The sequence below is a fragment of the Exiguobacterium sp. s168 genome (assembly GCF_018619035.1).
GTDB lineage: Bacteria > Bacillota > Bacilli > Exiguobacteriales > Exiguobacteriaceae > Exiguobacterium_A > Exiguobacterium_A acetylicum.
The window spans coordinates 44,425-67,855 of the sequence record NZ_JACSNE010000013.1; the positions used below are offsets into that span (position 1 = coordinate 44,425).

22 protein-coding genes and 3 riboswitches are annotated in these 23,431 nt (G+C 49.1%); of the genes, 10 read left to right on the forward strand and 12 right to left on the reverse strand.

The window, feature by feature from the left end; all coding sequences use genetic code 11:
* Positions 1–6 precede the first annotated feature (6 nt).
* The 6 genes from KNQ15_RS09340 to KNQ15_RS09365 all read right to left on the reverse strand — a co-directional run bounded on the left by KNQ15_RS09340 (position 7) and on the right by KNQ15_RS09365 (position 5,136).
* The gene (locus KNQ15_RS09340) at positions 7–744 is read right to left on the reverse strand and encodes a TPM domain-containing protein (protein WP_149426780.1); all 738 of its coding nucleotides are present in this window, start codon (positions 742–744) and stop codon (positions 7–9) included.
* A complete protein-coding gene (locus tag KNQ15_RS09345; RefSeq protein ID WP_214729006.1) occupies positions 741–1,334 on the reverse strand; it encodes a LemA family protein in 594 nt (197 codons plus the stop codon). Before KNQ15_RS09345 ends, KNQ15_RS09340 begins: the two co-directional genes overlap by 4 nt.
* 108 nt (positions 1,335–1,442) lie before the next feature.
* Positions 1,443–2,279 carry an undecaprenyl-diphosphate phosphatase gene (locus KNQ15_RS09350; RefSeq protein ID WP_069940269.1) on the reverse strand — a complete coding sequence of 279 codons (837 nt, stop codon included), beginning with the start codon at positions 2,277–2,279 and terminating at the stop codon, positions 1,443–1,445.
* A 357-nt stretch (positions 2,280–2,636) separates the two neighbouring features.
* Positions 2,637–3,449, reverse strand: a complete 813-nt coding sequence (locus KNQ15_RS09355) for a ZIP family metal transporter (RefSeq protein ID WP_023467025.1) — start codon at positions 3,447–3,449, stop codon at positions 2,637–2,639.
* 51 nt (positions 3,450–3,500) lie between these two features.
* Positions 3,501–3,830 (reverse strand): YolD-like family protein, encoded by a 330-nt coding sequence (locus KNQ15_RS09360; protein WP_029340717.1) that lies wholly within the window; start codon positions 3,828–3,830, stop codon positions 3,501–3,503.
* Positions 3,814–5,136, reverse strand: a complete 1,323-nt coding sequence (locus KNQ15_RS09365; RefSeq protein ID WP_214729008.1) for a Y-family DNA polymerase — start codon at positions 5,134–5,136, stop codon at positions 3,814–3,816. The genes KNQ15_RS09360 and KNQ15_RS09365 overlap by 17 nt, the downstream gene beginning before the upstream one ends.
* Positions 5,137–5,311: 175 nt before the next feature.
* Between KNQ15_RS09365 and KNQ15_RS09370 the strand changes: the two genes are divergently transcribed.
* Positions 5,312–5,950 carry a pentapeptide repeat-containing protein gene (locus tag KNQ15_RS09370; protein ID WP_029340719.1) on the forward strand — a complete coding sequence of 213 codons (639 nt, stop codon included), beginning with the start codon at positions 5,312–5,314 and terminating at the stop codon, positions 5,948–5,950.
* Between the two features lie 68 nt (positions 5,951–6,018).
* On the opposite strand, the gene KNQ15_RS09375 is transcribed toward KNQ15_RS09370, so the two are convergent.
* From KNQ15_RS09375 to KNQ15_RS09400, 6 genes are all read right to left on the reverse strand, one after another.
* Positions 6,019–6,774: an MBL fold metallo-hydrolase gene (locus KNQ15_RS09375; protein ID WP_069940271.1), complete on the reverse strand. Its 756-nt coding sequence runs from the start codon at positions 6,772–6,774 to the stop codon at positions 6,019–6,021.
* A gap of 60 nt (positions 6,775–6,834) precedes the next feature.
* Positions 6,835–7,323, reverse strand: coding sequence for an arsinothricin resistance N-acetyltransferase ArsN1 family A (locus KNQ15_RS09380; protein WP_029340721.1), 489 nt, complete (start codon positions 7,321–7,323; stop codon positions 6,835–6,837).
* A 124-nt stretch (positions 7,324–7,447) separates the two neighbouring features.
* A complete protein-coding gene (locus KNQ15_RS09385; RefSeq protein WP_023467032.1) occupies positions 7,448–7,984 on the reverse strand; it encodes a 1,2-dihydroxy-3-keto-5-methylthiopentene dioxygenase in 537 nt (178 codons plus the stop codon).
* A 16-nt stretch (positions 7,985–8,000) separates the two neighbouring features.
* Positions 8,001–8,621 carry a methylthioribulose 1-phosphate dehydratase gene (locus KNQ15_RS09390; protein WP_069940272.1) on the reverse strand — a complete coding sequence of 207 codons (621 nt, stop codon included), beginning with the start codon at positions 8,619–8,621 and terminating at the stop codon, positions 8,001–8,003.
* On the reverse strand, positions 8,618–9,277 hold the full coding sequence (locus KNQ15_RS09395; RefSeq protein WP_069940273.1) for a 2-hydroxy-3-keto-5-methylthiopentenyl-1-phosphate phosphatase: 660 nt from the start codon (positions 9,275–9,277) through the stop codon (positions 8,618–8,620). Before KNQ15_RS09395 ends, KNQ15_RS09390 begins: the two co-directional genes overlap by 4 nt.
* A complete protein-coding gene (locus KNQ15_RS09400; protein ID WP_029340724.1) occupies positions 9,274–10,464 on the reverse strand; it encodes a 2,3-diketo-5-methylthiopentyl-1-phosphate enolase in 1,191 nt (396 codons plus the stop codon). The genes KNQ15_RS09395 and KNQ15_RS09400 overlap by 4 nt, the downstream gene beginning before the upstream one ends.
* Before the next feature lie 70 nt (positions 10,465–10,534).
* Positions 10,535–10,636: riboswitch (SAM riboswitch) on the reverse strand.
* Between the two features lie 205 nt (positions 10,637–10,841).
* Positions 10,842–10,945: riboswitch (SAM riboswitch) on the forward strand.
* A gap of 79 nt (positions 10,946–11,024) precedes the next feature.
* Between KNQ15_RS09400 and mtnK the strand changes: the two genes are divergently transcribed.
* The 9 genes from mtnK to guaA all read left to right on the forward strand — a co-directional run bounded on the left by mtnK (position 11,025) and on the right by guaA (position 23,099).
* Positions 11,025–12,191, forward strand: a complete 1,167-nt coding sequence (mtnK, locus tag KNQ15_RS09405) for an S-methyl-5-thioribose kinase (RefSeq protein WP_029340725.1) — start codon at positions 11,025–11,027, stop codon at positions 12,189–12,191.
* Entirely contained in the window at positions 12,188–13,237 is a 1,050-nt protein-coding gene (mtnA, locus tag KNQ15_RS09410) for an S-methyl-5-thioribose-1-phosphate isomerase (RefSeq protein ID WP_214729010.1), read from the forward strand. Before mtnK ends, mtnA begins: the two co-directional genes overlap by 4 nt.
* An 11-nt stretch (positions 13,238–13,248) precedes the next feature.
* The gene (locus KNQ15_RS09415; RefSeq protein ID WP_029340727.1) at positions 13,249–14,331 is read left to right on the forward strand and encodes a sugar ABC transporter substrate-binding protein; all 1,083 of its coding nucleotides are present in this window, start codon (positions 13,249–13,251) and stop codon (positions 14,329–14,331) included.
* Complete coding sequence (locus tag KNQ15_RS09420) at positions 14,328–15,836, forward strand: sugar ABC transporter ATP-binding protein (RefSeq protein WP_029340728.1); 1,509 nt, start codon at positions 14,328–14,330, stop codon at positions 15,834–15,836. The genes KNQ15_RS09415 and KNQ15_RS09420 overlap by 4 nt, the downstream gene beginning before the upstream one ends.
* Entirely contained in the window at positions 15,833–16,837 is a 1,005-nt protein-coding gene (locus KNQ15_RS09425; protein WP_047391476.1) for an ABC transporter permease, read from the forward strand. The genes KNQ15_RS09420 and KNQ15_RS09425 overlap by 4 nt, the downstream gene beginning before the upstream one ends.
* A 365-nt stretch (positions 16,838–17,202) precedes the next feature.
* Complete coding sequence (locus KNQ15_RS09430; RefSeq protein WP_023467045.1) at positions 17,203–18,159, forward strand: AAA family ATPase; 957 nt, start codon at positions 17,203–17,205, stop codon at positions 18,157–18,159.
* Positions 18,156–19,238 (forward strand): DUF58 domain-containing protein, encoded by a 1,083-nt coding sequence (locus KNQ15_RS09435; protein WP_214729012.1) that lies wholly within the window; start codon positions 18,156–18,158, stop codon positions 19,236–19,238. Before KNQ15_RS09430 ends, KNQ15_RS09435 begins: the two co-directional genes overlap by 4 nt.
* A complete protein-coding gene (locus tag KNQ15_RS09440; protein ID WP_214729014.1) occupies positions 19,235–21,307 on the forward strand; it encodes a transglutaminase TgpA family protein in 2,073 nt (690 codons plus the stop codon). The genes KNQ15_RS09435 and KNQ15_RS09440 overlap by 4 nt, the downstream gene beginning before the upstream one ends.
* A gap of 40 nt (positions 21,308–21,347) precedes the next feature.
* Positions 21,348–21,449: riboswitch (purine riboswitch) on the forward strand.
* A 129-nt stretch (positions 21,450–21,578) separates the two neighbouring features.
* Entirely contained in the window at positions 21,579–23,099 is a 1,521-nt protein-coding gene (gene guaA, locus KNQ15_RS09445; protein WP_214729022.1) for a glutamine-hydrolyzing GMP synthase, read from the forward strand.
* Positions 23,100–23,431 lie beyond the last annotated feature (332 nt).

The following is a 23,431-nucleotide window of genomic DNA, read 5'->3' on the forward strand; positions in this document are numbered from 1 at the left end:
CCTTTTCTACCGTTCGGCACCACCACCGCCGGAACTTCCGCCGCCACCGCGACTGCCACCATTTCCACCGCCACCACGCATGATCGCGGAGAAGATGTTCAAAATCGCAAAGAAGAACATACCACCGGTGAACTTCATATCGAGGAACAATAAGATCAGTAATCCAGCACCGATCAGAATCTTCGTCCAAAGTGGAAGTCCGTCGTCATTTTGTGTTTTCGGAGGATCCTGTGACTCAAGCGACTGGTCCTTTGAAATGACACTGACGACCGCTTTATATGTTTCGGATGCTGCTTTTCCATACTCACTGTTTTCCTTGTAAGGAACAGCATACTGATCGAGAATACGTCCGGCTGTGATGTCTGTCAAAATCCCTTCGAGTTTATAACCGACCTCGATCCGGAATTGGCGATCCTTTTCGTTCGGAGCGACGACGACAAGAACACCATTGTCTTTTCCTTCTTGACCGATGCCTTGGCGCCGGAACGTTTCATTGGCGTAAGAGCTTAAATCCTGTCCCTTTAAATCGGGAACCGTCTTGAGGACGACTTGTGCCGTCGTATATTGCTCGAGTTCCTGACCGAGTTGCGCGAGTTCGGCTTCTTCCGAAGGGGTGAGCAGCTGAGCATCATCCTGAATGAAGAACGCTGCTCCCGTTCGTTCTGAAACGGCACTAGCTGTCGGAACGAAGAGGAAGAAGACGAGGAACGCGCTCAATAGAAGTCGCGTCCACCGCCGAATCATTTCGAATCACTGTTAAAGTCGACAGTCGGATTTTCTCGGTCACTGTCTGAAATCTCGTAATATGGTTTTTTCTCGAATCCGAAGGCGGATGCGTAGAGTGCCGTTGGGAAGCTCCGACGTTTTTTGTTGTAGAGGGTTACAGCATCATTGTAATCCTTGCGAGCGATCCCAAGACGATTTTCTGTTCCTTCCAGCGTGTCCATCAAGGATTGGAACCGTTCGCTTGATTTTAGTTCTGGATAAGTCGTCTGCAAGGCAATCAATCCGCGAAGCGAAGACGTGACTTGTTGGTCGGCTTCGATCCGTTGCTCGGTTGACGCAGCACGCGCAAGACCAGCTTGGGCTTCTGCGACTTTACCGTAGACTTTTTCTTCTTGACCCGCGACACCTTTGACAGTTTCAACGAGGTTCGGAATCAAATCCGCACGACGCTTGATCTGGTTGTCGACTTGCGACCATTTATTCGATACATCTTCTTCTACATTGACGAGGCTATTGTATTGTCCGATTGCTAAAAAGGCAATCACGGCAACAATAACGACTCCGATGATTAATGGGAGTTTTGATCGACTCCGACTTCTGCGTGCCATATGGCATTCACTCCTTTAAGTATGTCTCATCCCTATATACCCTTAAACGAGTGAATTAGTTTCAAAAAAAATAAAAAACCGTCAGCTAAAATAGCTAACGGTTAGGACTTACATGTAGACGATGACAGCTAAGACAGCTGCCAAGACGAGACGATAGATCGCGAACGGAACGAGTTTGATCTTGTTGATCAGCTTCAGGAAGAAGCGAATCGATAAGAGGGCAAACACGAACGACGCAACGAAACCGACGGCATAGAAACCGAAGTCGCCTGGATTAATATTATCCCAGTTCTTAACGAGCGAGAGGAAACTAGCACCGAACATGATCGGTACAGCCATGATGAATGTAAAGTCAGCTGCCGTCCGGTGATTCATCCCGAGGAAGACCCCTCCGGAAATCGTTGAACCGGAGCGGGAGAAGCCAGGCCAAAGGGAAATACATTGGAACAGACCGACGAGTGCTGCTTGGCGATATGTAATCTGATCAAGCGATGTTGTTTTCGGTTCCTTTGGTCCGAGTTTATCGGCTGCGATCATTAAGAGGGCACCGACAGCAAGACCGATGATGACCGTTTCAATCGAGAAGAGGTTCTCATCGATGAAGTCTTCGAATAACAACCCGAGAACCGCAGCTGGTAGAAGACCGATCAAGACGTGACGTAGCTTTAACTTGTGTGTCCCTGATGCGTCGTGTTCTCCTTCGATTTTATATAAACCGATCAGGCTAAAGAGGCGTTTCCAAAAGACGACAATGACCGCAAGAATCGATCCGAGCTGGATGACGATCTTAAAGGTGTTTGCGGAATATTTACCGAGAAATTCCGTTGTTTGTAACCACATGTCATCAACGATGATCATATGACCTGTGGAAGAGACTGGTGCAAATTCCGTCATCCCTTCGACGAAACCGAGCAAGAGCGCTTTTAAAAGTTCAATGATTGTCATGGTAATCTCCTTCTATATGATGTGCTATGTAAAAACATATCATGTTTTATTCTTGTGAGATAGAACTAATTGGAATATCGGGCGCAGGTCTGAGAGACGATTGGATGTGTAAGATGCGTTGTACGATTTAAATTCGTTTGGATAAGATAATACATGGATTTAGATTTCATCGGATAGATCAGGAAATTCGATCATTTCCATTCATACTAAAACAGTATGAAAGAAAAGGAAATCTTTCTGTTAGGACACAAGGTCAGAAAAACTTCAAATCGATTGGTTTCACTGGAATATGCCTGGATCTACAAAAAGAAAAACGAGCAGGAGACGGTATCGTCCACTACTCGTTTTGCAACAAGCTCATCCTAAAGCGACGTCAAGAATCATCATGACAGTAAAACCGACCATCAGACCAAGTGTTGCTAAATCGGATCCGTTCTCTGCTTGTGATTCCGGAATCAATTCTTCGACGACGACGAAAATCATCGCACCAGCGGCGAACGATAACGCATACGGTAGAAGCGGTTGAACGAAGAAGACGGCAGCCGCTCCAACCATCGCGGCAATCGGTTCGACGATCGCTGACAATTGACCGTAATGAAAGGCGCGCCGGCGCGACATCCCTTCACCGCGTAATGGGATCGATAGGGCAGCTCCCTCCGGCATGTTCTGAATGCCAATACCGAGTGCGAGGGTCAAGGCACCGGCGACGGTCGCCCCGTCCATGTTCAAGGCGGCGGCACCGAAAGCGACACCAATCGCAAGACCTTCAGGAATGTTGTGCAACGTGATCGCAAGAAACAGCAACGTCGTTTTCTTGAGTCCTGTCGAAGGACCTTCCGCTGTCTCGAGTGGTGCGGATAAGTGCAAATGCGGCGTAACGAAGTCGAGGAGACGGACGAAAAATCCACCAGCGAGAAAACCGATGGCAGCAGGAATCCAGGCGATTCCTCCATCCTGCTCCGTGAACTCGATCGCAGGAGCAAGCAACGACCAAAACGACGCGGCAATCATGACGCCGGCAGCAAAACCGAGCATCATGTTCATGACGCGTTTTTCAATCGTCGTAAAGACGAAGACGAGTGCCGCACCAAGTGCGGTTAACCCCCACGTCATCATTCCGGCAAGCAATGCTTGCACGACGACGGGGAGGGAAGTAAACCAATCCAACATGACTATTCCTTCTTTCCGGGCACGATTTAAAGCATCCATCTGTATGAGAGCTTACCCGTTTTCGATCCGGACGATTCGTGTGAAGGGAATTTCAATGACTTCACGTCCGCGCAGAAAGAGAACGGAACGTTCGGGTGCTAGTCGTTCGACGAAACCGACGACCGTCACGTAGCTACTTTCCTTATAATACGTGATTTCAAGTTCGTTTCCTTCTATTAAAGCTTCTTGGAGCAGAAAGTGCCATGATTCTTGTAGCTGTTCATCAATTTCAGGCAAGTCGAGCTGATGCATCTGGACATAGTATTCCCGCAGCAATTGCAAATGTTCTGGCATGAGAAAAGGAATCCATTTTAAATTTCCCCGATCACGATACGCTGTCATGACGATCACCTCCCGGATGACCGCCGACAAAACGAAGGCGACGTTTGGCGACACTCGTATCAAGAAACGAGACAGCGAGGCGAATCGTTCCTTTTCCGTAGCGAAGGTTGACGACATCCATTGCTTTTAATAACCGTCGCCGTTTCCAGAGCCGCGCATTATCCTCGAACAAAGACAACTGTAAGGTGCCTTGATCGGCAGTCAAATGCCCCACTGCAACGGATAAAAAACGAACAGGTTCTCCGTCGAGCCAATTCGGTTCGAATAATTGTAAGACGTGACGCAAAATGATGCGTTCATCGGATGTCGGATAAGGCAACCGTACTTGACGGGAGAAACCACTTCGGACGACGTTTCGAGAATAACGGACACCGATGTGAACGGTCCAGCCGACTTGATTCGAAAAGCGACAACGTGCGGCAACATCCTGTACCAGTTCATTGAGCACATTCCGGATGCGTTCGAACTGATAATAGTCCTGCATTAAGGTCACACCGTGTCCGATCGTCCGTTGAGGGGCTTTCTCGAACAAATGGCGAGGGGCAAGGAGTGTCGGCGACGCGTCAAGACCCCAAGCGTGATGCCACAGTTCGGCACCGATGACACCGAAGCGTTCGTGTAACTCTTCGACGGGGCGCATGGCAAGATCACCGATTGTTTCAATCCCCATCATCTGCAGATGTTGTTCCATGCGGTGTCCGACCCCCCACATCTTCCGAATCGGAAAATCATGAAGACGTCGTGCGACATCAGCATATCCACATCGCGCGATGCCTTCTTTTTTCCCGATTAAATCAAGGGTCAGTTTCGCGATGACGTTATTTGGACCAATCCCGATGCGGACGTGGATGCCGGTCTGTTTCAGGATTGCTTCTTTAATTTTGAAGGCAGCTTGCAGGTCGGAACCAAATAGGCGATCGGTTCCGGTCATATCAATGAAGCTTTCGTCAATCGAATAGACGCGAATGGCTTCAGGTGGGGCGAATTGGTGCAGGACATCCAGGACACGGATTGACGTCTTCATATAAGCGAGCATACGTGGTTCGACAAGTTGAATCGTACGACGAACAGCGTATGGCAATTGCTCGATTTCATATAATCGACCGGCTGTCTTGATTCCTAGTGCTTTTAAGGCAGGGGTGGCAGCGAGAATGACGGACCCGCTTCGTTTTAAATCGGAGACGACCGCAAGGCGTGTCGTCAAGGGAGGGAGATTGCGATACTGGCATTCACAGCTGGCGTAGAAGGACACACTGTCGACGCAAAAAATACGTTTATCTTGTGGTAAAACGACGGAAGGAAACATCTGAATCACTCCTTTACATAAAAGAACGTATGTTCTTATTTTGGTTTCCTTGACTATAGCATGGTCTCAAAGTGTCTCAAAATAAAAACTGTTGGAAAAAGGGGAATTCGAACGATTTTCCCTCATATAAAAGAAGTTTGATACACTAAGGGTGAGAAAAAAGGGGGAACCTTCATTGAAAGAGACCAATATCCGTTTACCAGAATTACCGAAAACGCTTCAGCTAGAGACCTTCGATCAAGTCGAAATCGATGACCCGTATCTGAAAGGAGCGCGTTATGAGAAAGAGTCGATGCCGAGTGAACTGACAGAACGTATCGATGCCTATCAAGTGTGTTTTCAAAATGTCTCGTTCGCGAATCTCACCTTTGACCGTGGCTCGTTCGAAGATATCCATTTTGAGCAGTGTGACTTAACGGGATGTCACTTCCAAGAAACTCGTTTTCACCGTGTATCCTTCGTCGGATGCCGGATGACGGGTGTTCAGTTCGAAGATTGTACGCTGGACCATTTGACGATTCAGGAAGGACTTGCGGATTACGCACAGTTCATTCGCAGTACGGTCCGTCACCAACACTGGAGCGAAACGACGATGAAAGAAGCGCAGTTCTTCGAAGTGAAACCGACCCAGTGGAAACTCGAAGCGGTCCGGCTTACCGATAGCCAGTGGATTGAAACACCGTTAAAAGGTCTCGATCTCCGGCAGACGGAACTCTCTGGTATTACGATTGATCCGCGATTTTTACCGGGTGCTGTCATTACGGAAGAGCAAGCAGTCGCCTTTGCTCGCTTGTTAGGTCTTGTCATTCCATAACAAAAAGAAGTCCTGCTTTCGATTTTTACTCGAAAAGCAGGACTTTTTTTTAGTGAAGGTTACTGTTCTTAAAATGACATCGTTTCGCCATCCTCTGGAATCAGGAAATGGGCAGAAAGGTGGAAGGCGGCTAAAAAGTCAGCAATCATATCACGTCGCAAGAGACAGTGGTTGACGGACTCGAGGTGCGAGACGATGATCGTCGCTTCCGCCGCCGCTTCGTGTACGGCAAGGAGATCACGCTGTGACATCGTGATCGGCTCTCCGGTCAAGAACTGGGCGGCGCCACTGTTGACGACGATGATATCGGGTGTATGTTGTTCGATTGCATGCGCGACCTCGTCGCACCAGATCGTATCACCGGCGATATAAAGTGTTGGTTCGTCCGGATGGGTGAGGACGAGCCCAGACACACGTCCCATCCGTTCGCCGATTTCACCGACACCATGCTGTCCACCTGTTCGATGGACCTGGATATCACCGATCGTTACACCGGAATCGAAGGAAGAAACGTTCGTGAAGCCGGCTTCTCGAATGTGCTGCGCGTCTTCTTCTTGCTGCGCATAGAGTGGCAAATGCTTGGGTAGAAGTTGTTTTGCAGCATCATCGAAATGATCGGCATGCAGATGCGTGACGAAGACAGCGTCAGGATCGAGCAGTGTGTTGACATCGACCGGTAAGTCGACGAGTGGATTAGCGACGGCATTTGGTGTTTGACCGAAGGGAGGCAAGCTGCCTTTTTCGCCGAGGAACGGATCAATCAATAAGACTTGATTGGCATACGTGACAACGAGTGTCGCATTACGAATTTGTTGAATATCCATTAGGTTCATCCTCTCTCAATGACTCGGATTAACTATTCCCCGTCTGGCATTCAATGAATCCTATCGCAAGCGTTTCTCCATCGCCATGACGTCGACATATTCACCGTTCAACTGTCCTTGCTCCTTAAACGTTCCGACGATCCGGAACCCGGAGCGGATATAGAGTTTTTGTCCGATTTTATTGAATGGGAAGGTGAAGAGAATGAGTTTATGCATCTGATGATCACGGGCGTGTTGCTCAGCCGTTTCAAGCAAACGTGTGCCAATCCCTTGTCCACGATGAGTCCGGGTGATATAAACCGAAATCTCACCGACGGATGCGTAGACAGGACGCGGATTATACGGATCGAGGGAAATGAAGCCGAGGACACCTGTGTCATCTTCAGCGACATATCCGGCATATCGATCGGTGCGTTCCGCATACCATTGGGTCATGAAGGATAAGTCCTTTTGGTCGGTTTCAAGCGTTGCGATCCGATCTTCAATGCCTTCGTTATAGATGGCAAGAATCGCTGGTAAGTCGTGTTCCGTTACGGGACGAATATGCATGACGCTCACTTCCTCATCGCTTTTCCTTCATTATATCGGTTACGTATCAATGTAGTGATATGTTTGTGCGATAAGAAAAGCACTGATTCCCTTCATATGAAGGAAAACAGCGCTTTTATCGATCTTAAGAGACCGTTGACGTCTCATTCTCGTAAATCGGAACCCAGCCGTCTGTCGTGACGAAGATCCGAACAGCGACGACTTTACGATCGTCTTGAAGCGTAAAGTAGTGGCGTGTGTTAACAGGAACGGAGATTAAATCACCAGGATTGAGTTCGATGTTATAGTAGCCGACTTCTTCGTCTTTGATCGCGAAGACGCCATGACCGCTGACGATGAAACGAACTTCATCATCCGTGTGATGATGTTCTTTCTGGAAGTTGACGAGCAACTCATCAAGGTTCGGTGTCGTATCCGAAAGTGAGATGATATCAGCTGTCTGATACCCACGACGTTCTGATACGTCTTTGATTTCGGGAGCGAACGTATCGAGAATCGTTTGTTTGTCTGCATCCGTCAGTGTGAAGTTCTCAACGAGAGGCGCTGGAAGTTTCGAAACGTCCCACTGTTCGTAAAGAACGCCGCGTGACGCAAGGAAGTCAGCGACTTCCGTTTGATCCGTATACCGTGTGTTTGTTTCTTGGAATAAGACTGTTGCCATGAGATAATTCCTCCTTTTAATGAATGGATTGACGGCATGATTGCAACGTCAACGTGTAATTGAATAAAAACTCGAAGGCTTCGAGGTGTTTCTTTGCTTCAAAGGCGGTCGGTGCCCAGACTGTGATCCCGTGATTGCGGATCAGGACGGCACCACTGTCTGCTGTGACATGCGGTGCAAAAGCAGCGGCAAGTGTCGGGATGTCCGCATGATTTGGAATGATCGGCACCGTGACCGTTGCATCTTCTTCCCACTTACCGAGTGCCTTGATGATTTCCTGTCCGGAAAAGGTGATACTGCCTTGATCGCCATAGAGTTCCGAAATCACATTGTTCGCAATCGTATGGACATGCAGGGAACAACCAGCGTCCGTTCGATTGAACACCTCGACATGGAGCAATGTCTCAGCGGAAGGACGCCCGGATTGCTCACCGATTAATTGACCGGTCGCATCGACATGAACGAAGTCGTCAGGAGTCGTCTGCCGTTTATCTTTTCCGCTTGCCGTCACAAGGAATTCAACCGGAACACCGGACGTCCGAATGGCGAGATTGCCACTCGTACCAGGGAACCAATCGCGCGCCGCAAGCTCTTGTTTGATGGCGCGTAGCTCTTCATACCGTCGCATGAATGTCATGTTGTCACCTCCGTTCGTGTTAAATCATGAACGATATCGTGGAACGTCTCAAACGGTGTATAGGCGATATCGTTTTCTTCACACAACGTGATCAGATAATCACGGGCATAGACACGATCTGCTTGTTTCGCGAGTTCGAAGTCCGTCACCGAGTCGCCGATGACGATGATGATGTCACCGTCTTTACGCAATGTCCGGGCAACGGATGTTTTACAACAGCCGCACCCGTTCGTGCAATGGGCATCGCAGGCGTTTGGCCAATCGATATGGACGAATGGACCACTGAAATCGGCGACGTTACAGTAAATCTGTTCTTGTTCAAGGAATGGCGCTAAGATTGGTTCGACGAAAAAGTCCATTCCACCGCTGACGATCGAAAAATCGATTCCTTGACGACGACTGTACTGAAGTAACTCCGAAAATCCGTCGCGAATAACGGCGCGCTCCAATAAAAAGTCAAGATAAGACGTTTTCCCATCAGATGACAGAAGTGCGAACATTTGCCCGACGCCACTCTGAATCGATAGCGTCCGGTCGAGTACGCCGCGTTTCAACGGTTCGAAGTCACTCGCTGGCGCAAATGCCTGCATGAGTGCGATGATGTTATCCTGCGTCGTCACCGTACCGTCGAAGTCACAAAGAATCCGTACGGTCATGACTTGATCCCCCAAGCGTCGAGGGCGATCCGTAATTCTTCATGACGCGATGCTGCCGCCGATAGGGATTCATTTGCGAGTGCCGCATCGAGTGCCTGACGGAAAGCAATGACACCAGCCGCAGCACCTTGCGGATGACCATGTACGCCGCCGCCGGCGTTGATGACGGAATCGATACCGAAGTCCCGTACGAGTTGAGCGACGAGTCCAGGATGAATACCAGCTGAAGGAACCGGGAAGATCGATTTCGTCTGACCGAGACGGGTCGCTTCGACCGCGATGCCACGAGCGACATCCTTTGGCAAAGCGACATTGCCGTAAGGAGACGGGAATAGCGTCAAGTCTGCTCCAGCAGCACGCGGTAATGTGCCGAGTAAGACAGGAGCTGCGACTCCGTGATTCGGGCTAGCGATCAACGCACCGCTATATGCTGGATGATTGAAGATCGGAACGTTGATTTCCGGATCACTCGCCAGTTCGCGTAAGACGTCGAGTCCGTATGTGAAGGTATTCAGCAAGAATGCGGTCGCTCCAGCATCAATCAATCGCTTGGCTTGATCCTTGAGCGTAAAGACGGGACCACTGAGTGTGATCGCATATAACGCACGTTTACCGGTCCGGTGGAAGTGAGCATCGATGACCTCACGTCCGATTCGTGCCCGGTCAATCGTCGGTGTCAACGGATTGTCGTATAGGATCTCATCGTCTTTGACGAGGTCAATCCCACCAGCGAGTTGTCCTTCGAGTTGATCACGAAGGAACGATAAATCCCGTCCGATGACTCCTTTGAAGATGCTCATTAATAATGGGCGATCTTCGACACCGATCAAGGAGCGGACCCCTTCGATCCCGAATTTCGCACCTGGAAAGTCCGACGTAAATGTATCGGGTAATAGCAATTCCGTTAGTTTGATTTCACCGTCGAGTGAGAGTTTCCCGAAGACGGTCGTCAGAATCGCAGAAAAGTCGCGCGACACGTTATGTTCCGGATAACGAATCGTGATATATCCTTTGCCATCGCGCTCTTCGGTATGTACGACTTCCCCTTTGAACGAGGCGAGTTGTTGTTGTTCGAGATGATTCAGTTCCGTCCAAGAACCGACTGTCAGACCAAGCGCGAGTTGTTCAGCGCGTTGCTCGAGTCGATCACGGGCAGTCAATTGATAAGTAGCAGTGATATAAGCCATGTCTTTCCTCCTTCAACAAAAAAATGGTCTCTCGTCAGTGACAAGAGACCATGAATAATTCGAACGTGGACTCTTATCTGTCAGCTTAGTAGCTGCAAGAATTAGCACCGTGCCAAAAGGTCGGTTGCTGCGACATCGTAGGGCTTGTCCCTCCGTCTGCTCTTGATAAGAATTGGATGAAATTGTGAAATCTAATTGCAATTTTTACATGAGAATCGTCACTTGTCAAATTATTTTTAGAAAATTTATTTTTTTGAAAATACTCTTTCTATATATGGCATGAAAACGATATCGATTTCTGCTTGATTTCGATTTGACAGCGAGGAAGTCGATTGCGTAAGATTCAAATCAATATCACACACGACAACTACATACGACTCTTATCGCGAGTTGGCAGAGGGAATTGGCCCGATGACGCCGCAGCAACCGACCACTAGGCACGGTGCTACATCCAACAGACGTTTCGTCTGAGAGATAAGAGGACGCAGTGACTTTCCTGCGCCTCTTTTCGATGACGAAAAGAGGCGCTTTTTCGTGTATTACATTAGGGGGAAACTGAGATGACATACAAAGCATTCACAGAACAGGACGCGATTGAACGGGTCCGCTCATTAGGACTGATCGGCGACGGAGCCGTCGAAGCAGAAGAGATTGGCGATGGGAATCTTAACCTCGTCTTCCGAATTCGAGAAGGTGAACATCGATTGATTCTAAAACAAGCACTCCCGTACGCAAAAGTCGTCGGTGAGAGCTGGCCATTATCGCTCGAGCGGGCGTGGATTGAGCAATCCGCACTCCGTGAATTCGCCCGGCATGCCGTGCCGTTCGTACCACGTGTTTTTCATGCTAGTCACGAAGAGGCGTATACGGTCATGGAAGATCTTTCACATCTGACGATCGTTCGGACTGGACTGCTCGCGGGTGAACAGTATCCGTTGCTTGCGGAACATATCGGTTCTTATCTCGCTCGGACTTTATTCCATACATCGGACTTTGCGCTTGGTCCGGTTGAAAAGAAACGTGTTGCTCGAACGTACTACAATCCAGATTTGTGCGATATCACAGAAAAACTGATCTTCACAGATCCGTTTCATGACGCGGAGACGAACGAGATTGAAGCCGGACTGGAGGAAGAAGTGGCACGTCTTTGGGCAGACGATGAGTTAAAACGCGAAGTCGCAAAACTCGAAGCACTCTTCATCACGAAAGGGGATGCGTTGCTACACGGCGATCTACATACAGGAAGCATCTTCGCTTCGGCGACGGAAACGAAAGTCATCGATCCAGAATTCGCCTTCTATGGTCCATTCGGATTCGATGTCGGGCAATTCATCGCCCATCTTTTCTTCGCGGCATATCCAGATTACCCTACACGACGTGACGCAAGAATCAAGGACATCGATACGTTCTGGCTGACGTTTGCTTCAACGTTCCGTGCCTTATGGGAACGGGAAGCCGTCGAACCATTCCAGGCATCGGGACTTGTTGATGATGTACTGAGTACGATTTTACAGGATGCCCTTGGCTTTGCCGGTTGCGAATTGATTCGGCGGACGATCGGTCTCGCACCAGTCGCTGATTTAGAATCAATCGATTCAACGACGGAACGCTTAGAGCGAAAACGTCACGCCCTCCGTCTAGGAGCAGCGTTAATCAAACGTCGGACAGAATGCCGGACATTTGATGATTTACGAAACTTTGACGTAACGGAGGAGTTAAGCCGATGAGTGCATTTGTTCAAAGTATCCGTTACGAAGACCGTGTCTTGACGATTCTTGATCAGACACGTCTACCGCAGGAAGAACACTATGAAGTCATTACTGATCTTGCGCAAGCAGTTGAGGCAATCAAACAATTGCGTGTCCGGGGCGCACCTGCGATCAGCCTATTCGGTGGATTCGTACTCGTTCAGGAAGCGTACCGGTTTGAAGCAGAACTGTCGATCTATAAGCAAGCTTTGCTTGAGACATCAGCGACGTTACTCGCGACACGACCGACGGCCGTCAACTTACGAAATGTCCTCGATCAATTGAATCCAATCATTCAAGACGGAACGTCGGTAGAAGAGATCCGTGAACGGTTGGAAAAACGAACAGTCGCCTTATATGACCAGGATGCGCAGACGTCACGTCAAATCGGGATTCATGCGTTGGAGTTGTTCCAGTCAGGCGAACGGATCCTAACGATTTGTAATGCTGGATCGATTGCGACTGCTGCTTACGGAACGGCACTTGCGCCGTTCTATATCGCAAAAGAACGTGGCATTGAATTATCCGTTTTTGCGAGTGAGACGCGACCGTTACTGCAGGGGGCACGGCTGACAACATGGGAGCTGCAACGTGCCGGCATCGATGTCACATTGATCACGGACAACATGGTCGCTCATACGTTGAAAGAAAAACAAATCGACGCGATCATCGTCGGTGCTGACCGGATTACACGAAATGGGGATACAGCGAATAAAATCGGAACATTCCAATTGGCATTGCTCGCGCAAGCCTTCGATATTCCGTTTTACGTCGCGGCACCACTCTCGACGTTCGACTTCTCGCTCGTTTCCGGTGAAACGATTGAAATCGAAGAGCGTGCTCCGCAGGAAGTGACGGCAATCCAAGGTGTCGCGACAGCACCAGCGGGAGTCGCTGTCTTCAACCCAGCGTTTGATGTCACACCACACACATTAATCACGGGCATCATCACGGAACTCGGTGTCATCACGCAACCAAATGAAGAAACGATTGAACAATTAACAGGGCTTCAACCCCTCGGATAAGGAGATATGTCATGAAAAAATTAGCTTACGCCGTCCTAGCACCGGCACTGTTACTAGCGGCTTGTGCGAATGGAGAAGCGACGACGACGAAGGTCGTCAAGGATGTACCAAAAGGGGTTCAATCGGACGTCAAGATCGCCGTCATCCGCAACCTGGCATCGGACGACCATACGAAACAATTCCTTGATGGCGCACGAAGTGAAGGGGAAGCACTCGGCTTTAAAGTCAGCACGTTCATTTCAGAAGGGAACGACGTCAAGTTCAAGGAGCTTGTCGCGCAAGCGATTCAGCAAGATTATGATGGGCTCATCATCTCGCACGGCAAGGAAGACTACGCCTATGACATGATCAAACCGGCGGTCGATAAAGGACTGAAGGTCGTGACGTTCGATACGGTCACGAAGAAAAAAGGAACGGCGCTAAAAGGTGTGACGGAAACGTTCCAAAACGATCATCAACTCGCGAAGCTATCGCTCGATGAAGTGACGAAGGTGACGGACAAAAAGCCGGTCCGTGTCATCAAACTGTGGTTCGGACCAGGTTTTGCCCCACTCGATCGTCGTCAGGAAATCTATAAGACGTACGAAGCAGATGGCAAAATCAAAACGCTTGAGACGGTTGGACCGACAAACTTCCAAGACGTCCAAGGGGATATCGCAACGAAGATGAATGCGATTCTCGCGAAATACCCGAAAGGAAGCATTGATGCGGTTTGGGGAGCATGGGACGAAGTCGCAAAAGGGGCATACAAATCGCTTAAGGATAATAAACGTCAAGAAATTCCGTTGATCTCGATCGATGTCTCGAATCAGGACATCAACTTGATGCGTGAAAAGGGCAGTAACTGGGTCTCGACGAGTGCGGTAGATCCATTCTTGATTGGACAAACGGACATGCGATTACTGGCTAAGAAAATTGCCGGCGAGAAGACGCCGGATAGCTTTGATCTCGACGCAAAACTCGTGGAGCAGAAGGCGTTGAAGCAGGATACGACGATGTACAATCTCGATACGATCATCAAAGGTTGGAGTACGTCGGATAAATTCAATGAGCCGTGGATGGACCGGTTGCGTGACGTCCATAAAAAACAATGACGTCTACCAATCATCACTTGAAGATGACTGGGATTTCATTGGCGTTTCCAGGAGTGCAAGCCTTAAAACAAGTCTCGTTTGAAGTGAAATCCGGTGAAATCCACGCGCTTGTCGGTGCGAATGGTGCCGGTAAGTCGACATTGATGAAAGTCTTATCCGGAGCGGAAACGGCGGACGAAGGAACGATCCGTCTCGACGGGAAGGAGTTGTCCATCACGTCACCGCGTGATGCGAAACAGATTGGGATCGACCTCGTCCAACAAGAGGTCGATGTGGCGCTTGTCCCGTATTTGACGGTCGCTGAGAATATCTGTCTCGATCTGTTGACGGACGGAACGATGACTGGCTTCGTATCCCAGCGCCGTTACATACAGCGTGCCAAGGAAGCGTTAGCGACATTACAGGCGGATATTTCCGTCAAGACACGCGTCGAGGAGTTGCGGCTTGCTGAAAAGCAACTCGTATTGATTGCCCGCGCCCTCGTCCAAGAACGCCGTTTTTTGATTTTGGATGAACCAACGGCACCGCTCAGTCAGGCGGAAACAAGCCATCTCTTTTCAGTCGTGCGTCGTTTAGCCGAACGAGGGCTTGGGATCATCTTCATCTCGCATCGTTTACAGGAACTATATGAGATTTGCGACTCCATCTCGGTCATGCGCGACGGTCAACTCATCTCGCGACATCTTTTGACAGACATCACGAAGGAAGCTGTCGTTGAGCAAATGCTCGGGCGTCAGCTTACGTCTGTTGCGAAAACGTCACGGGTAAACGCGACGAACGTACTGACGGTCGAGAGTGCCACGAATGCGGACGTCCACGATATTTCCTTGACGGTTCAAGCAGGTGAAGTCGTTGGTATCGCGGGGCTTGTCGGTGCCGGTAAAACGGAATTATGCAAAGCATTGTTCGGTGATCGCCCGTTTCAGGAAGGGGAGGTTCGTATAGGTGGAAAAGCCCATCGCCTTCGCGATCCACAAGCTGCGATTCAAGCGGGCATCGGTCTCGTTCCTGAAGAACGGCGAAAAGAAGGAATTCTTGTTGCCGATTCTGTCGCAGAAAACCTGACAGCAGCGGCAGCTCATGATTTCGTCAACCGCTGGGGGCTGATGGATCGTCGCAAAGAAGCAAATCAGGCATCGAAATGGGTCAAGGAGCTCGGTATCAAAGTGGCAGACGTGAAACAGGAAGTAGGTCAACTATCCGGTGGGAATCAACAAAAAGTCGCCATCGGAAAATGGTTACTGACCGATGTTTCTGTACTCGTCTTGGACGAACCGACAAAAGGTGTCGACGTCGGAGCCAAACAAGACATCTATCGTCTGATTGACGGACTCGCGCAACAACAAAAAGGGATCCTTTACGCGACGAGTGAATGGGATGAACTTTTGACCGTCACGGACCGAATCTACGTCATGTTCGATGGACGGATCGTCCATGAAACGAAGACGGCGGATACATCAGAAGAAACCTTGTTGTGGTATGCGACAGGAGGAGGGCAACGATGAATGAGGTAGTATCAAAACAAACGAACCGAGGGAAGGGTTTACGTCCCGTCCTCGGATTCTTGAACGACTGGGGGATCGTCCTCGCGATCCTTGCCCTCGTCCTGTTTTTTGCGACGACGGCTCCGACATTCCTACAAGGAACGAATTTGATCAATATTTTACGCAGTATCTCAATCGTGACGATCATCGCGATCGGCTTGACCGTTTCTTTGACGGTCAATGGATTTGATTTATCGGTCGGGTCGACCGCGACGCTTGCGAGTTCTTTCGTCGTTTCATTTTTCGTCTGGTACAGTCTGCCGCTCGGTGTCTCGATTGGTTTAGCACTTCTCTTATCTCTTAGCGTTGCTCTGGTGAACATCTTACTTATCGTCTGGTTTAAGATTCCGGATTTGTTTGCGACGTTAGCGACGATGTTCATCGTCGAAGGTGTCGCGATGACGTATACCGGTGGTGGTTCAATCAGTGCCGGAATGCCGCGCCTGGACGGTACACCAACAGTTGGCACGATTCCGGAGGCATTCGCGAAAATCAGTCAGGCGCCTTGGATCATCGTCATCATGCTCGTCGTCGTCGCTGTGACACACGTCTTCTTAAGTCATACGCGACACGGTCGTTTTCTCTATATCATCGGTGGGAATCCGGAAGCCGCACGGCTCACAGGAATTCGTGTCAACCGCTACCGGGCACTCGCGTATCTGATTGCTGGATTACTTGCGGCAATCGGTGGAATTTTGCTTGCGTCACAAGTCGGCTCATCGCAAATCAATGCTGGTTCGGGTTACTTGATGCCGGCAGTCGCAGCGGCATTCATCGGCTCGTCGTTCGCAGGACAAGGGAAACCCAATGCACTCGGCACACTCGTTGGGGCTTGTCTCGTCGGGATTCTTGAAAATGGTCTCGTCATGTTGTCTGTTCCATACTATTCGTTGAATATCATCAAAGGGCTCGTCCTTGCGGCTGCACTCGCGACGACCTATGCGCGATATCGTAAAAAATAATTAAAATTCGACGTTTCGTTTATAACATATTCGGTAATATTCAATATATGAAAGGATGGTGATGCACATGAATGATTACCAATGTAGAGGGAACGATCGCATGTCGCTTCTGAAAGAAGAGGATCACCGGACTTGACGAACGTTGTCCATTGACACGGATGTATTCGTGTTTTACGTGCAACTGCACGGTTCAAGAACGGATCACGGCATGTGTTCGTTCCTGAAACAAATAAGGGGGAAACGCTACGGCGTTCCCCCTTTTTCATGTGCTAGAAACTGCTCGTATTTCTTTAAAAGCGTAGCGGAATATGAGATGATATAAAAAGTCAGAAAATTCAACTACTACGAGAGCAAGGGGCCTGACAATGCGAACATACACTAAGGAGATTCAAGCGATTATCGACAACGTAGAGAAAGTCATCATCGGTAAGGAAGATGTCATCACACAATCATTGGCAGCACTACTAGCGGGCGGTCACGTCCTATTAGAAGACGTACCGGGAGTCGGGAAGACGATGCTCGTCCGTGCGTTCAGCCGATCGATCGGGTTGACCTTCAAACGTGTTCAGTTCACGCCAGACCTACTTCCGTCAGATTTGACGGGTGTATCGATGTATAATCAGAAAACAAGCCAATTCGAATATAGACCGGGTCCTCTAATGGGGAACATCGTCTTAGCCGATGAGATCAACCGAACGTCACCAAAAACTCAATCTGCCTTACTCGAGGGAATGGCGGAAGCGAACGTCACCGTCGATGGTGAGATCCATACGCTTCCGAATCCCTTTTTCGTCATGGCGACACAAAACCCGATTGAACATGAAGGAACGTATCCGTTACCAGAAGCACAACTTGACCGTTTCCTCGTCAAAGTCAAAATGGGTTATCCTGATTTCCACCAAGAAATGAAGTTGCTCACGCGTTTTGAACGGGATGAACCGATCGAGACACTCGAAGCGGTGATTGGTCGCGAGCAATTGCTCCAGATGAAAGAAGAAGTCAAGAATGTCCATGTCTCACAGCCCGTCAAAAAGTATATCGTCCATCTCGTCCAAGCGACACGGACGAATGGGTCACTCTACCTCGGCGCGAGTCCTCGTTCTTCGATCGCCTTGATGAAGGTCGCGCAAGCGTGGGCGTACATGGAAGGACGCAGTTTCGTTTTACCGGATGATGTCAAACATCTCTTGATTCCTGTCCTGTCACACCGCTTGATTTTGACAGCAGACGCCCGCTATCACGGTCAATCGTCGGAACGGATTTTAGAACAAATCAAAAAAGAGGTTGCTGTACCAATCCAACAAGACGTGGAGTCCCTATGACGAAGTGGCAAATTGGTTGGCGTTACGCTGTACTCATTTTGACGACGGCTGCTTTATGGACATATGCGCGCGTCGATGGCGGAAATGTCGCTTCCTTGCTGTTTTACGTCATGGCTGGTCTGACCGTCTACTGGACGCTCTTCCTCGTTTGGCCCGTTACGCAGGCACTTGCGACACGCGAAGTATCGAACAAGATGCTCGTTGCCGGAACCGATATCCCTGTCTCTTTACGGGTTCGTCGACGTTTCCCGTTTCTTGTCGGAGCCGTCGAAGTGACAGAGGCGATTCCGAATGAGCTTAGCGAAGAAAAACTCGATATCACCCGTCCACTCCGTGCCCATTACCGGAAGACAGAGCACATCGATTATACGATCCCATCGATTCGCCGGGGAGTCTACCAGATTCCAGGCTGTATCGTCGAAATCACGGATCCGTTCGGGCTGTTCAAGCGCAAGCGGATGTTTCCGGTCGAGACGTATCTTGCGATTGAACCCGCGCGCCTTGCCGTGCAACTTCCGCACGAGGAGGACCGCGGAGATGGGGGAATCTCACCTGTATCGCTCGATCTTCGCCAGTCATCTTTTACCGTCGTCGGTGTCCGAGAATATGTTAGTGGTGACCGGATGAATCAGATCGACTGGAAAGCGACGGCGAAACGTCAAGGCTTGATGACGAAGACGTTTGAGCGAGAGCAGGAACGGGAGACGACAATCGTCTTCGATGAAGGAACGGAAGCGGGTGAAGCCTTTGAACGCGTCATCTCGATGCTGGCAGAAGCGACGGATCAGCTGAACAAGCGACGCCTGAGCTATCGGATTCACCTCGTTGGACATGCTGTTCAATCGTTATCGTTACCGCTTGAAGGGGCGAAGCTCACGCATTATCTGATGACGGCGCAACCAAGTCGGACGCGGACGTTCATCGAATCATGGGAGTACTCGTCAAAAGCACTTCGACTGAGCGGAAACGTTCTCTTCATTACGCCGGATCTTGAATCGAACAATGAATTATGGATTTCTAAGATTAATCAAGAAGCAACCGTTCATGTCTATACACCAGAACGGAGGGGAGTGCGATGATGCGACGATTAATCTGGAACGCCATCGCGGCAGCCGTTCTGACTTGTTTCATGCCACCACTTCTTGAACTGACGACGTTCGAACATCTCTGGTCATTCTTACCGATGCTGTTTCTGCCGTTGCTGTTGTCGCATCTATCGCGACGTTACTTTTTACTAGGAAGTCTCGGTGGATTACTCCTGTCGTTCTATCTGATTTTGACACCGGGAGTAGCACCATGGGGCATCTTTACGGAAATCAGTTCAGATATTCAGAGCGTCATCAATGGTGAATTACCAGGACGACCCGCTTTCGCGCTCTCGATCGGATTGATTAGTTTTTTGATCGCGTATCTCGCGCGCCGGACATTCCCGAATCGTGGGTTTGTCTTCGGACTTGCTTTCGGAGTCATCGGGTTCATCGCGTATTGTGATACATGGACAGATTACTCGGGAGAGACATTCATTCTATATCCGATCATCTTATCCTTGTTATTGCTCTATGCGACGGAAGTCAATGAACGACCGCGCGCTTCTTATGTTCGTCCGCTAAGCGCCTTATTCATCATGGGAGCCGTCATCGTCGCTGCTGTCCAAAGTCCTGTCATCAATGCGACATGGCAAGACAGTTGGTACGATTTGACGTCTGGTCTTGAAGGGGAAGGGGAGCCGACAAATGCGATTCAAAAGGTCGGTTACGGTAACAATGACGAGCAACTCGGAGGGCCATTCCAAATGGACGACCGGGAAGTTTTCCAAGTCGAAAGTGAAGGAAATCGATACTGGCGAGTCGAGACGAAAGATATTTATACCGGCAAAGGCTGGGTGCTGTCGGAATCGAACCCGGAAATCGATGGACGTGGTTTCTTCTCGCACTTTGGGAGAGAAGTCAAGACACGTGAGGAAACAGCGACGTTTGAGATGGCACGTGAATTACCGTTCGTGCCATATAACGGAGATAACGTCCGGGTCTCGGTTGATCAACAACGACAAAATGTATTAGTTGATCCAGAAAATCAAAAAATATCGTATCTGGACGAGGCGGATCGTCAACGTAATTACCAAATTGTCTATTCATATCCACTCTTTACCGAAGAACAACTTCAGACAGATGAACCTGTCAATTTATCGGAGAATGAAACAGAGCGGTATCTCCAACTGCCGGATGGCTTACCACAACGTGTCCGTGATTTAGCGGAACAAATCGTTGAAGGTGAGGAGACACCGTGGGACAAGGCACGGGCGATTGAAAATTATTTCGAAGAAGAGAACTTTGAATACAATACGGAGGAAGTAGCCGTACCAGGAGAAAATCAAGATTACGTCGATCAATTCTTGTTCGAGACCAAACTCGGATACTGTGACAACTTCTCGACGTCGGCTGCTGTGTTATTACGGGCAGCTGGATTACCCGCACGCTGGGTAAAAGGGTTCACGGGAGGCGAATCCGACGTCATCGGAGCTGCCGTGACGAGCTATACAGTGCGGAATAAAAATGCGCACTCGTGGGTCGAAGTGTATATCGAAGGACCAGGCTGGGTACCGCTTGAGCCGACAGTCAGCTTCGATGGAGCAGGACAATACACGATTGATCGGGAAACAGATAACGAGACGGAACAAGCAAATCCGCAACGTGAGACAGAAGATAACACGGAGACAACGACGCCAAATCGTCCTCAAGAAAATCTTCTCGATGAAGAACAGACGACTAGCGCCGGACAGACGGAGCAGAAATCGATTCCATTCTGGCCGATTTTCCTGACGGCACTCGCTCTCTTGTTCCTTTACTTGTTCCGAAAACCAATCATTCGAACACTCACGATTCTCTTCTTCCGGAGACAAATTGAGCGACCGGAAGGATTCCGCCGGATGTACCGGTATCTCTTACGACGTCTTGATAAAAAAGGGTTCCATTACAAAGATGGACGGACGCTTGCGGAACTCGCTCACGAAGTCGATGGATATTACGAAACGTACGCAATGCGACCGTTGACGGATGCTTACGAACGGATGGTCTATGGTGGAGAATCACTGTCAGCTGAGAAAAAACGTGAATATTTCGAAAATATCATTCGTCATGTAGAGGGTTGATATTTACGAAACGATACAGTTACAATGGGAACAACGTAAATCACACACATGCAATCTCCTTTGTATATACTCGCGAATATGGCGCGAGAGTCTCTACCGGGTCACCTTAAACGACCTGACTATGAAGGAGCAGACCCTTCGTATACATTTTTTTGTGAAGCGGCCTGCTCTTTTTCCATTTTATCCATGGGCGAAGAGTGGGCTTTTTTCATAGGGTACGCATGAAATCAGAAAGGCGGGAACAGATTTGGAAGCACATTTGGACCAGGAAATGATTCTCGTCCTCGATTTTGGAGGACAGTACAATCAATTGATCACACGTCGTATTCGGGACCTTGGTGTCTACAGTGAATTGCATTCGCATAAAATCACTGCAGCTGAAGTAAAAGAAATCGCACCTGCTGGTATCATCTTCTCGGGTGGCCCACGTAGCGTCTACGCGGAGGATGCGTACCGGTGTGACCCAGGAATCTTCGACCTCGGTATTCCAATCTTCGGGATCTGTTACGGCATGCAGCTCATGTCACAACATTTCGGCGGAACGGTAGAACGTGCGGGACATCGTGAATATGGAAAAGCCACATTGACGTTACAAGACCCGTCACCGATGTATGCGAACCTACCGCTTGAACAAACGGTCTGGATGAGCCACAGTGACCTCGTCACATCTGTACCAAACGGTTTCGTCGTCGATGGAACGAACGTGTCATGTCCGATCGCTTCGATCAAGAATGAAGAATTGAAAATGTACGGTGTACAGTATCACCCGGAAGTCAACCATACGGTCTTCGGGAAAGAATTGCTCAAGAACTTCCTTTTTGAAGTCTGTAAATGTATGGGCGACTGGTCGATGGAGAACTTCATCGAAATCGAAGTAGCGAAGATTCAGGAACAAGTCGGCGATAAAAAAGTCCTCTGTGCACTTTCTGGTGGTGTCGACTCGTCTGTCGTCGCAGCCTTGATTCACAAAGCAATCGGTGATCAATTGACATGTATGTTCGTTGATCATGGTTTACTGCGCAAAGGTGAAGCGGAAAGCGTCATGAAGACATTCGCGGATCACTTCCACATGAACGTCATCAAGATTGATGCCCAGGACCGTTTCCTCGATAAACTCCGTGGTATCTCAGATCCAGAGCAGAAACGTAAAATCATCGGCAACGAATTCGTCTACGTCTTTGATGAAGAAGCTTCAAAACTGACGGATATGGACTTCCTTGCCCAAGGCACGCTCTACACGGATATCATCGAGAGTGGTACGGATACGGCACAAACGATCAAATCACACCACAACGTCGGTGGATTGCCGGAAGACATGCAGTTTGAATTGATCGAACCGATCAACACCTTGTTCAAGGATGAAGTCCGTGAACTTGGGAAAGAACTCGGTCTGTCAGATGAAATCGTATGGCGTCAGCCGTTCCCAGGACCAGGTCTCGGAATTCGTGTCCTTGGTGAAATCACAGATGAAAAACTCGAAATCGTCCGTGAATCTGATTTCATTCTTCGGGATGAGATTAAAAAAGCAGGACTCGAGCGCGAAATCTGGCAGTACTTCACAGTCCTTCCTCCAATCCGTTCGGTTGGTGTCATGGGCGATGAGCGGACATACGACTATGCTGTCGGAATCCGCGCTGTTACGTCAATTGACGGGATGACTTCAGACTGGGCACGTATCCCATGGGACGTGCTTGAGAAGATCTCGGTTCGAATCGTCAACGAAGTCCAGAACGTTAACCGCGTCCTGTACGATGTGACGTCGAAACCACCTTCAACGATTGAGTGGGAGTAAGAACTAGACTTGCTGAGAAAATTCGTCTCATGAAACCTGTCCTACCAATGTGTTAAAGGGGATAGGTGAAATGAAGTCTGTTTCACCTTCAACAATTCGATTTCAAAATGAAGCTCCCTCCCATTCACATGATTTGTGAATGGGAGGGGCTTTTTTTGTAGTCAAATTTATGAAACTGTTAGACAACTTTAAACTGAATAAAAAAGTTTAAGGACGGAGAGCAAAGTATATCGAGATATGTATCTGGCGTTTAGTAAGGCTTGAAGATTTTATGCAGCATGAGTTAAACGTGGAAAAGTAGAAAAGGGAAAGTACTTAATAAATAGATAATG

Bases quoted from the DNA above. Each gene is read 5' to 3' on its own strand.
- KNQ15_RS09415 (WP_029340727.1), top strand. From the start codon at position 13,249: ATGAAAAAATTAGCTTACGCCGTCCTAGCACCGGCACTGTTACTAGCG.
- KNQ15_RS09425 (WP_047391476.1), top strand. From the start codon at position 15,833: ATGAATGAGGTAGTATCAAAACAAACGAACCGAGGGAAGGGTTTACGT.
- KNQ15_RS09345 (WP_214729006.1), bottom strand. From the start codon at position 1,334: ATGGCACGCAGAAGTCGGAGTCGATCAAAACTCCCATTAATCATCGGA.
- KNQ15_RS09340 (WP_149426780.1), bottom strand. From the start codon at position 744: ATGATTCGGCGGTGGACGCGACTTCTATTGAGCGCGTTCCTCGTCTTC.
- KNQ15_RS09420 (WP_029340728.1), top strand. From the start codon at position 14,328: ATGACGTCTACCAATCATCACTTGAAGATGACTGGGATTTCATTGGCG.
- KNQ15_RS09435 (WP_214729012.1), top strand. From the start codon at position 18,156: ATGACGAAGTGGCAAATTGGTTGGCGTTACGCTGTACTCATTTTGACG.
- KNQ15_RS09390 (WP_069940272.1), bottom strand. From the start codon at position 8,621: ATGACATTCATGCGACGGTATGAAGAGCTACGCGCCATCAAACAAGAG.
- guaA (WP_214729022.1), top strand. From the start codon at position 21,579: ATGATTCTCGTCCTCGATTTTGGAGGACAGTACAATCAATTGATCACA.
- mtnA (WP_214729010.1), top strand. From the start codon at position 12,188: ATGAGTGCATTTGTTCAAAGTATCCGTTACGAAGACCGTGTCTTGACG.
- KNQ15_RS09430 (WP_023467045.1), top strand. From the start codon at position 17,203: ATGCGAACATACACTAAGGAGATTCAAGCGATTATCGACAACGTAGAG.
- KNQ15_RS09395 (WP_069940273.1), bottom strand. From the start codon at position 9,277: ATGACCGTACGGATTCTTTGTGACTTCGACGGTACGGTGACGACGCAG.
- KNQ15_RS09360 (WP_029340717.1), bottom strand. From the start codon at position 3,830: ATGACAGCGTATCGTGATCGGGGAAATTTAAAATGGATTCCTTTTCTC.
- KNQ15_RS09385 (WP_023467032.1), bottom strand. From the start codon at position 7,984: ATGGCAACAGTCTTATTCCAAGAAACAAACACACGGTATACGGATCAA.
- KNQ15_RS09400 (WP_029340724.1), bottom strand. From the start codon at position 10,464: ATGGCTTATATCACTGCTACTTATCAATTGACTGCCCGTGATCGACTC.
- KNQ15_RS09350 (WP_069940269.1), bottom strand. From the start codon at position 2,279: ATGACAATCATTGAACTTTTAAAAGCGCTCTTGCTCGGTTTCGTCGAA.
- KNQ15_RS09380 (WP_029340721.1), bottom strand. From the start codon at position 7,323: ATGCATATTCGTCCCGTAACGGAACACGACTTACCAGCGATTCTTGCC.
- KNQ15_RS09355 (WP_023467025.1), bottom strand. From the start codon at position 3,449: ATGTTGGATTGGTTTACTTCCCTCCCCGTCGTCGTGCAAGCATTGCTT.
- KNQ15_RS09375 (WP_069940271.1), bottom strand. From the start codon at position 6,774: ATGGATATTCAACAAATTCGTAATGCGACACTCGTTGTCACGTATGCC.
- KNQ15_RS09365 (WP_214729008.1), bottom strand. From the start codon at position 5,136: ATGTTTCCTTCCGTCGTTTTACCACAAGATAAACGTATTTTTTGCGTC.
- mtnK (WP_029340725.1), top strand. From the start codon at position 11,025: ATGACATACAAAGCATTCACAGAACAGGACGCGATTGAACGGGTCCGC.
- KNQ15_RS09440 (WP_214729014.1), top strand. From the start codon at position 19,235: ATGATGCGACGATTAATCTGGAACGCCATCGCGGCAGCCGTTCTGACT.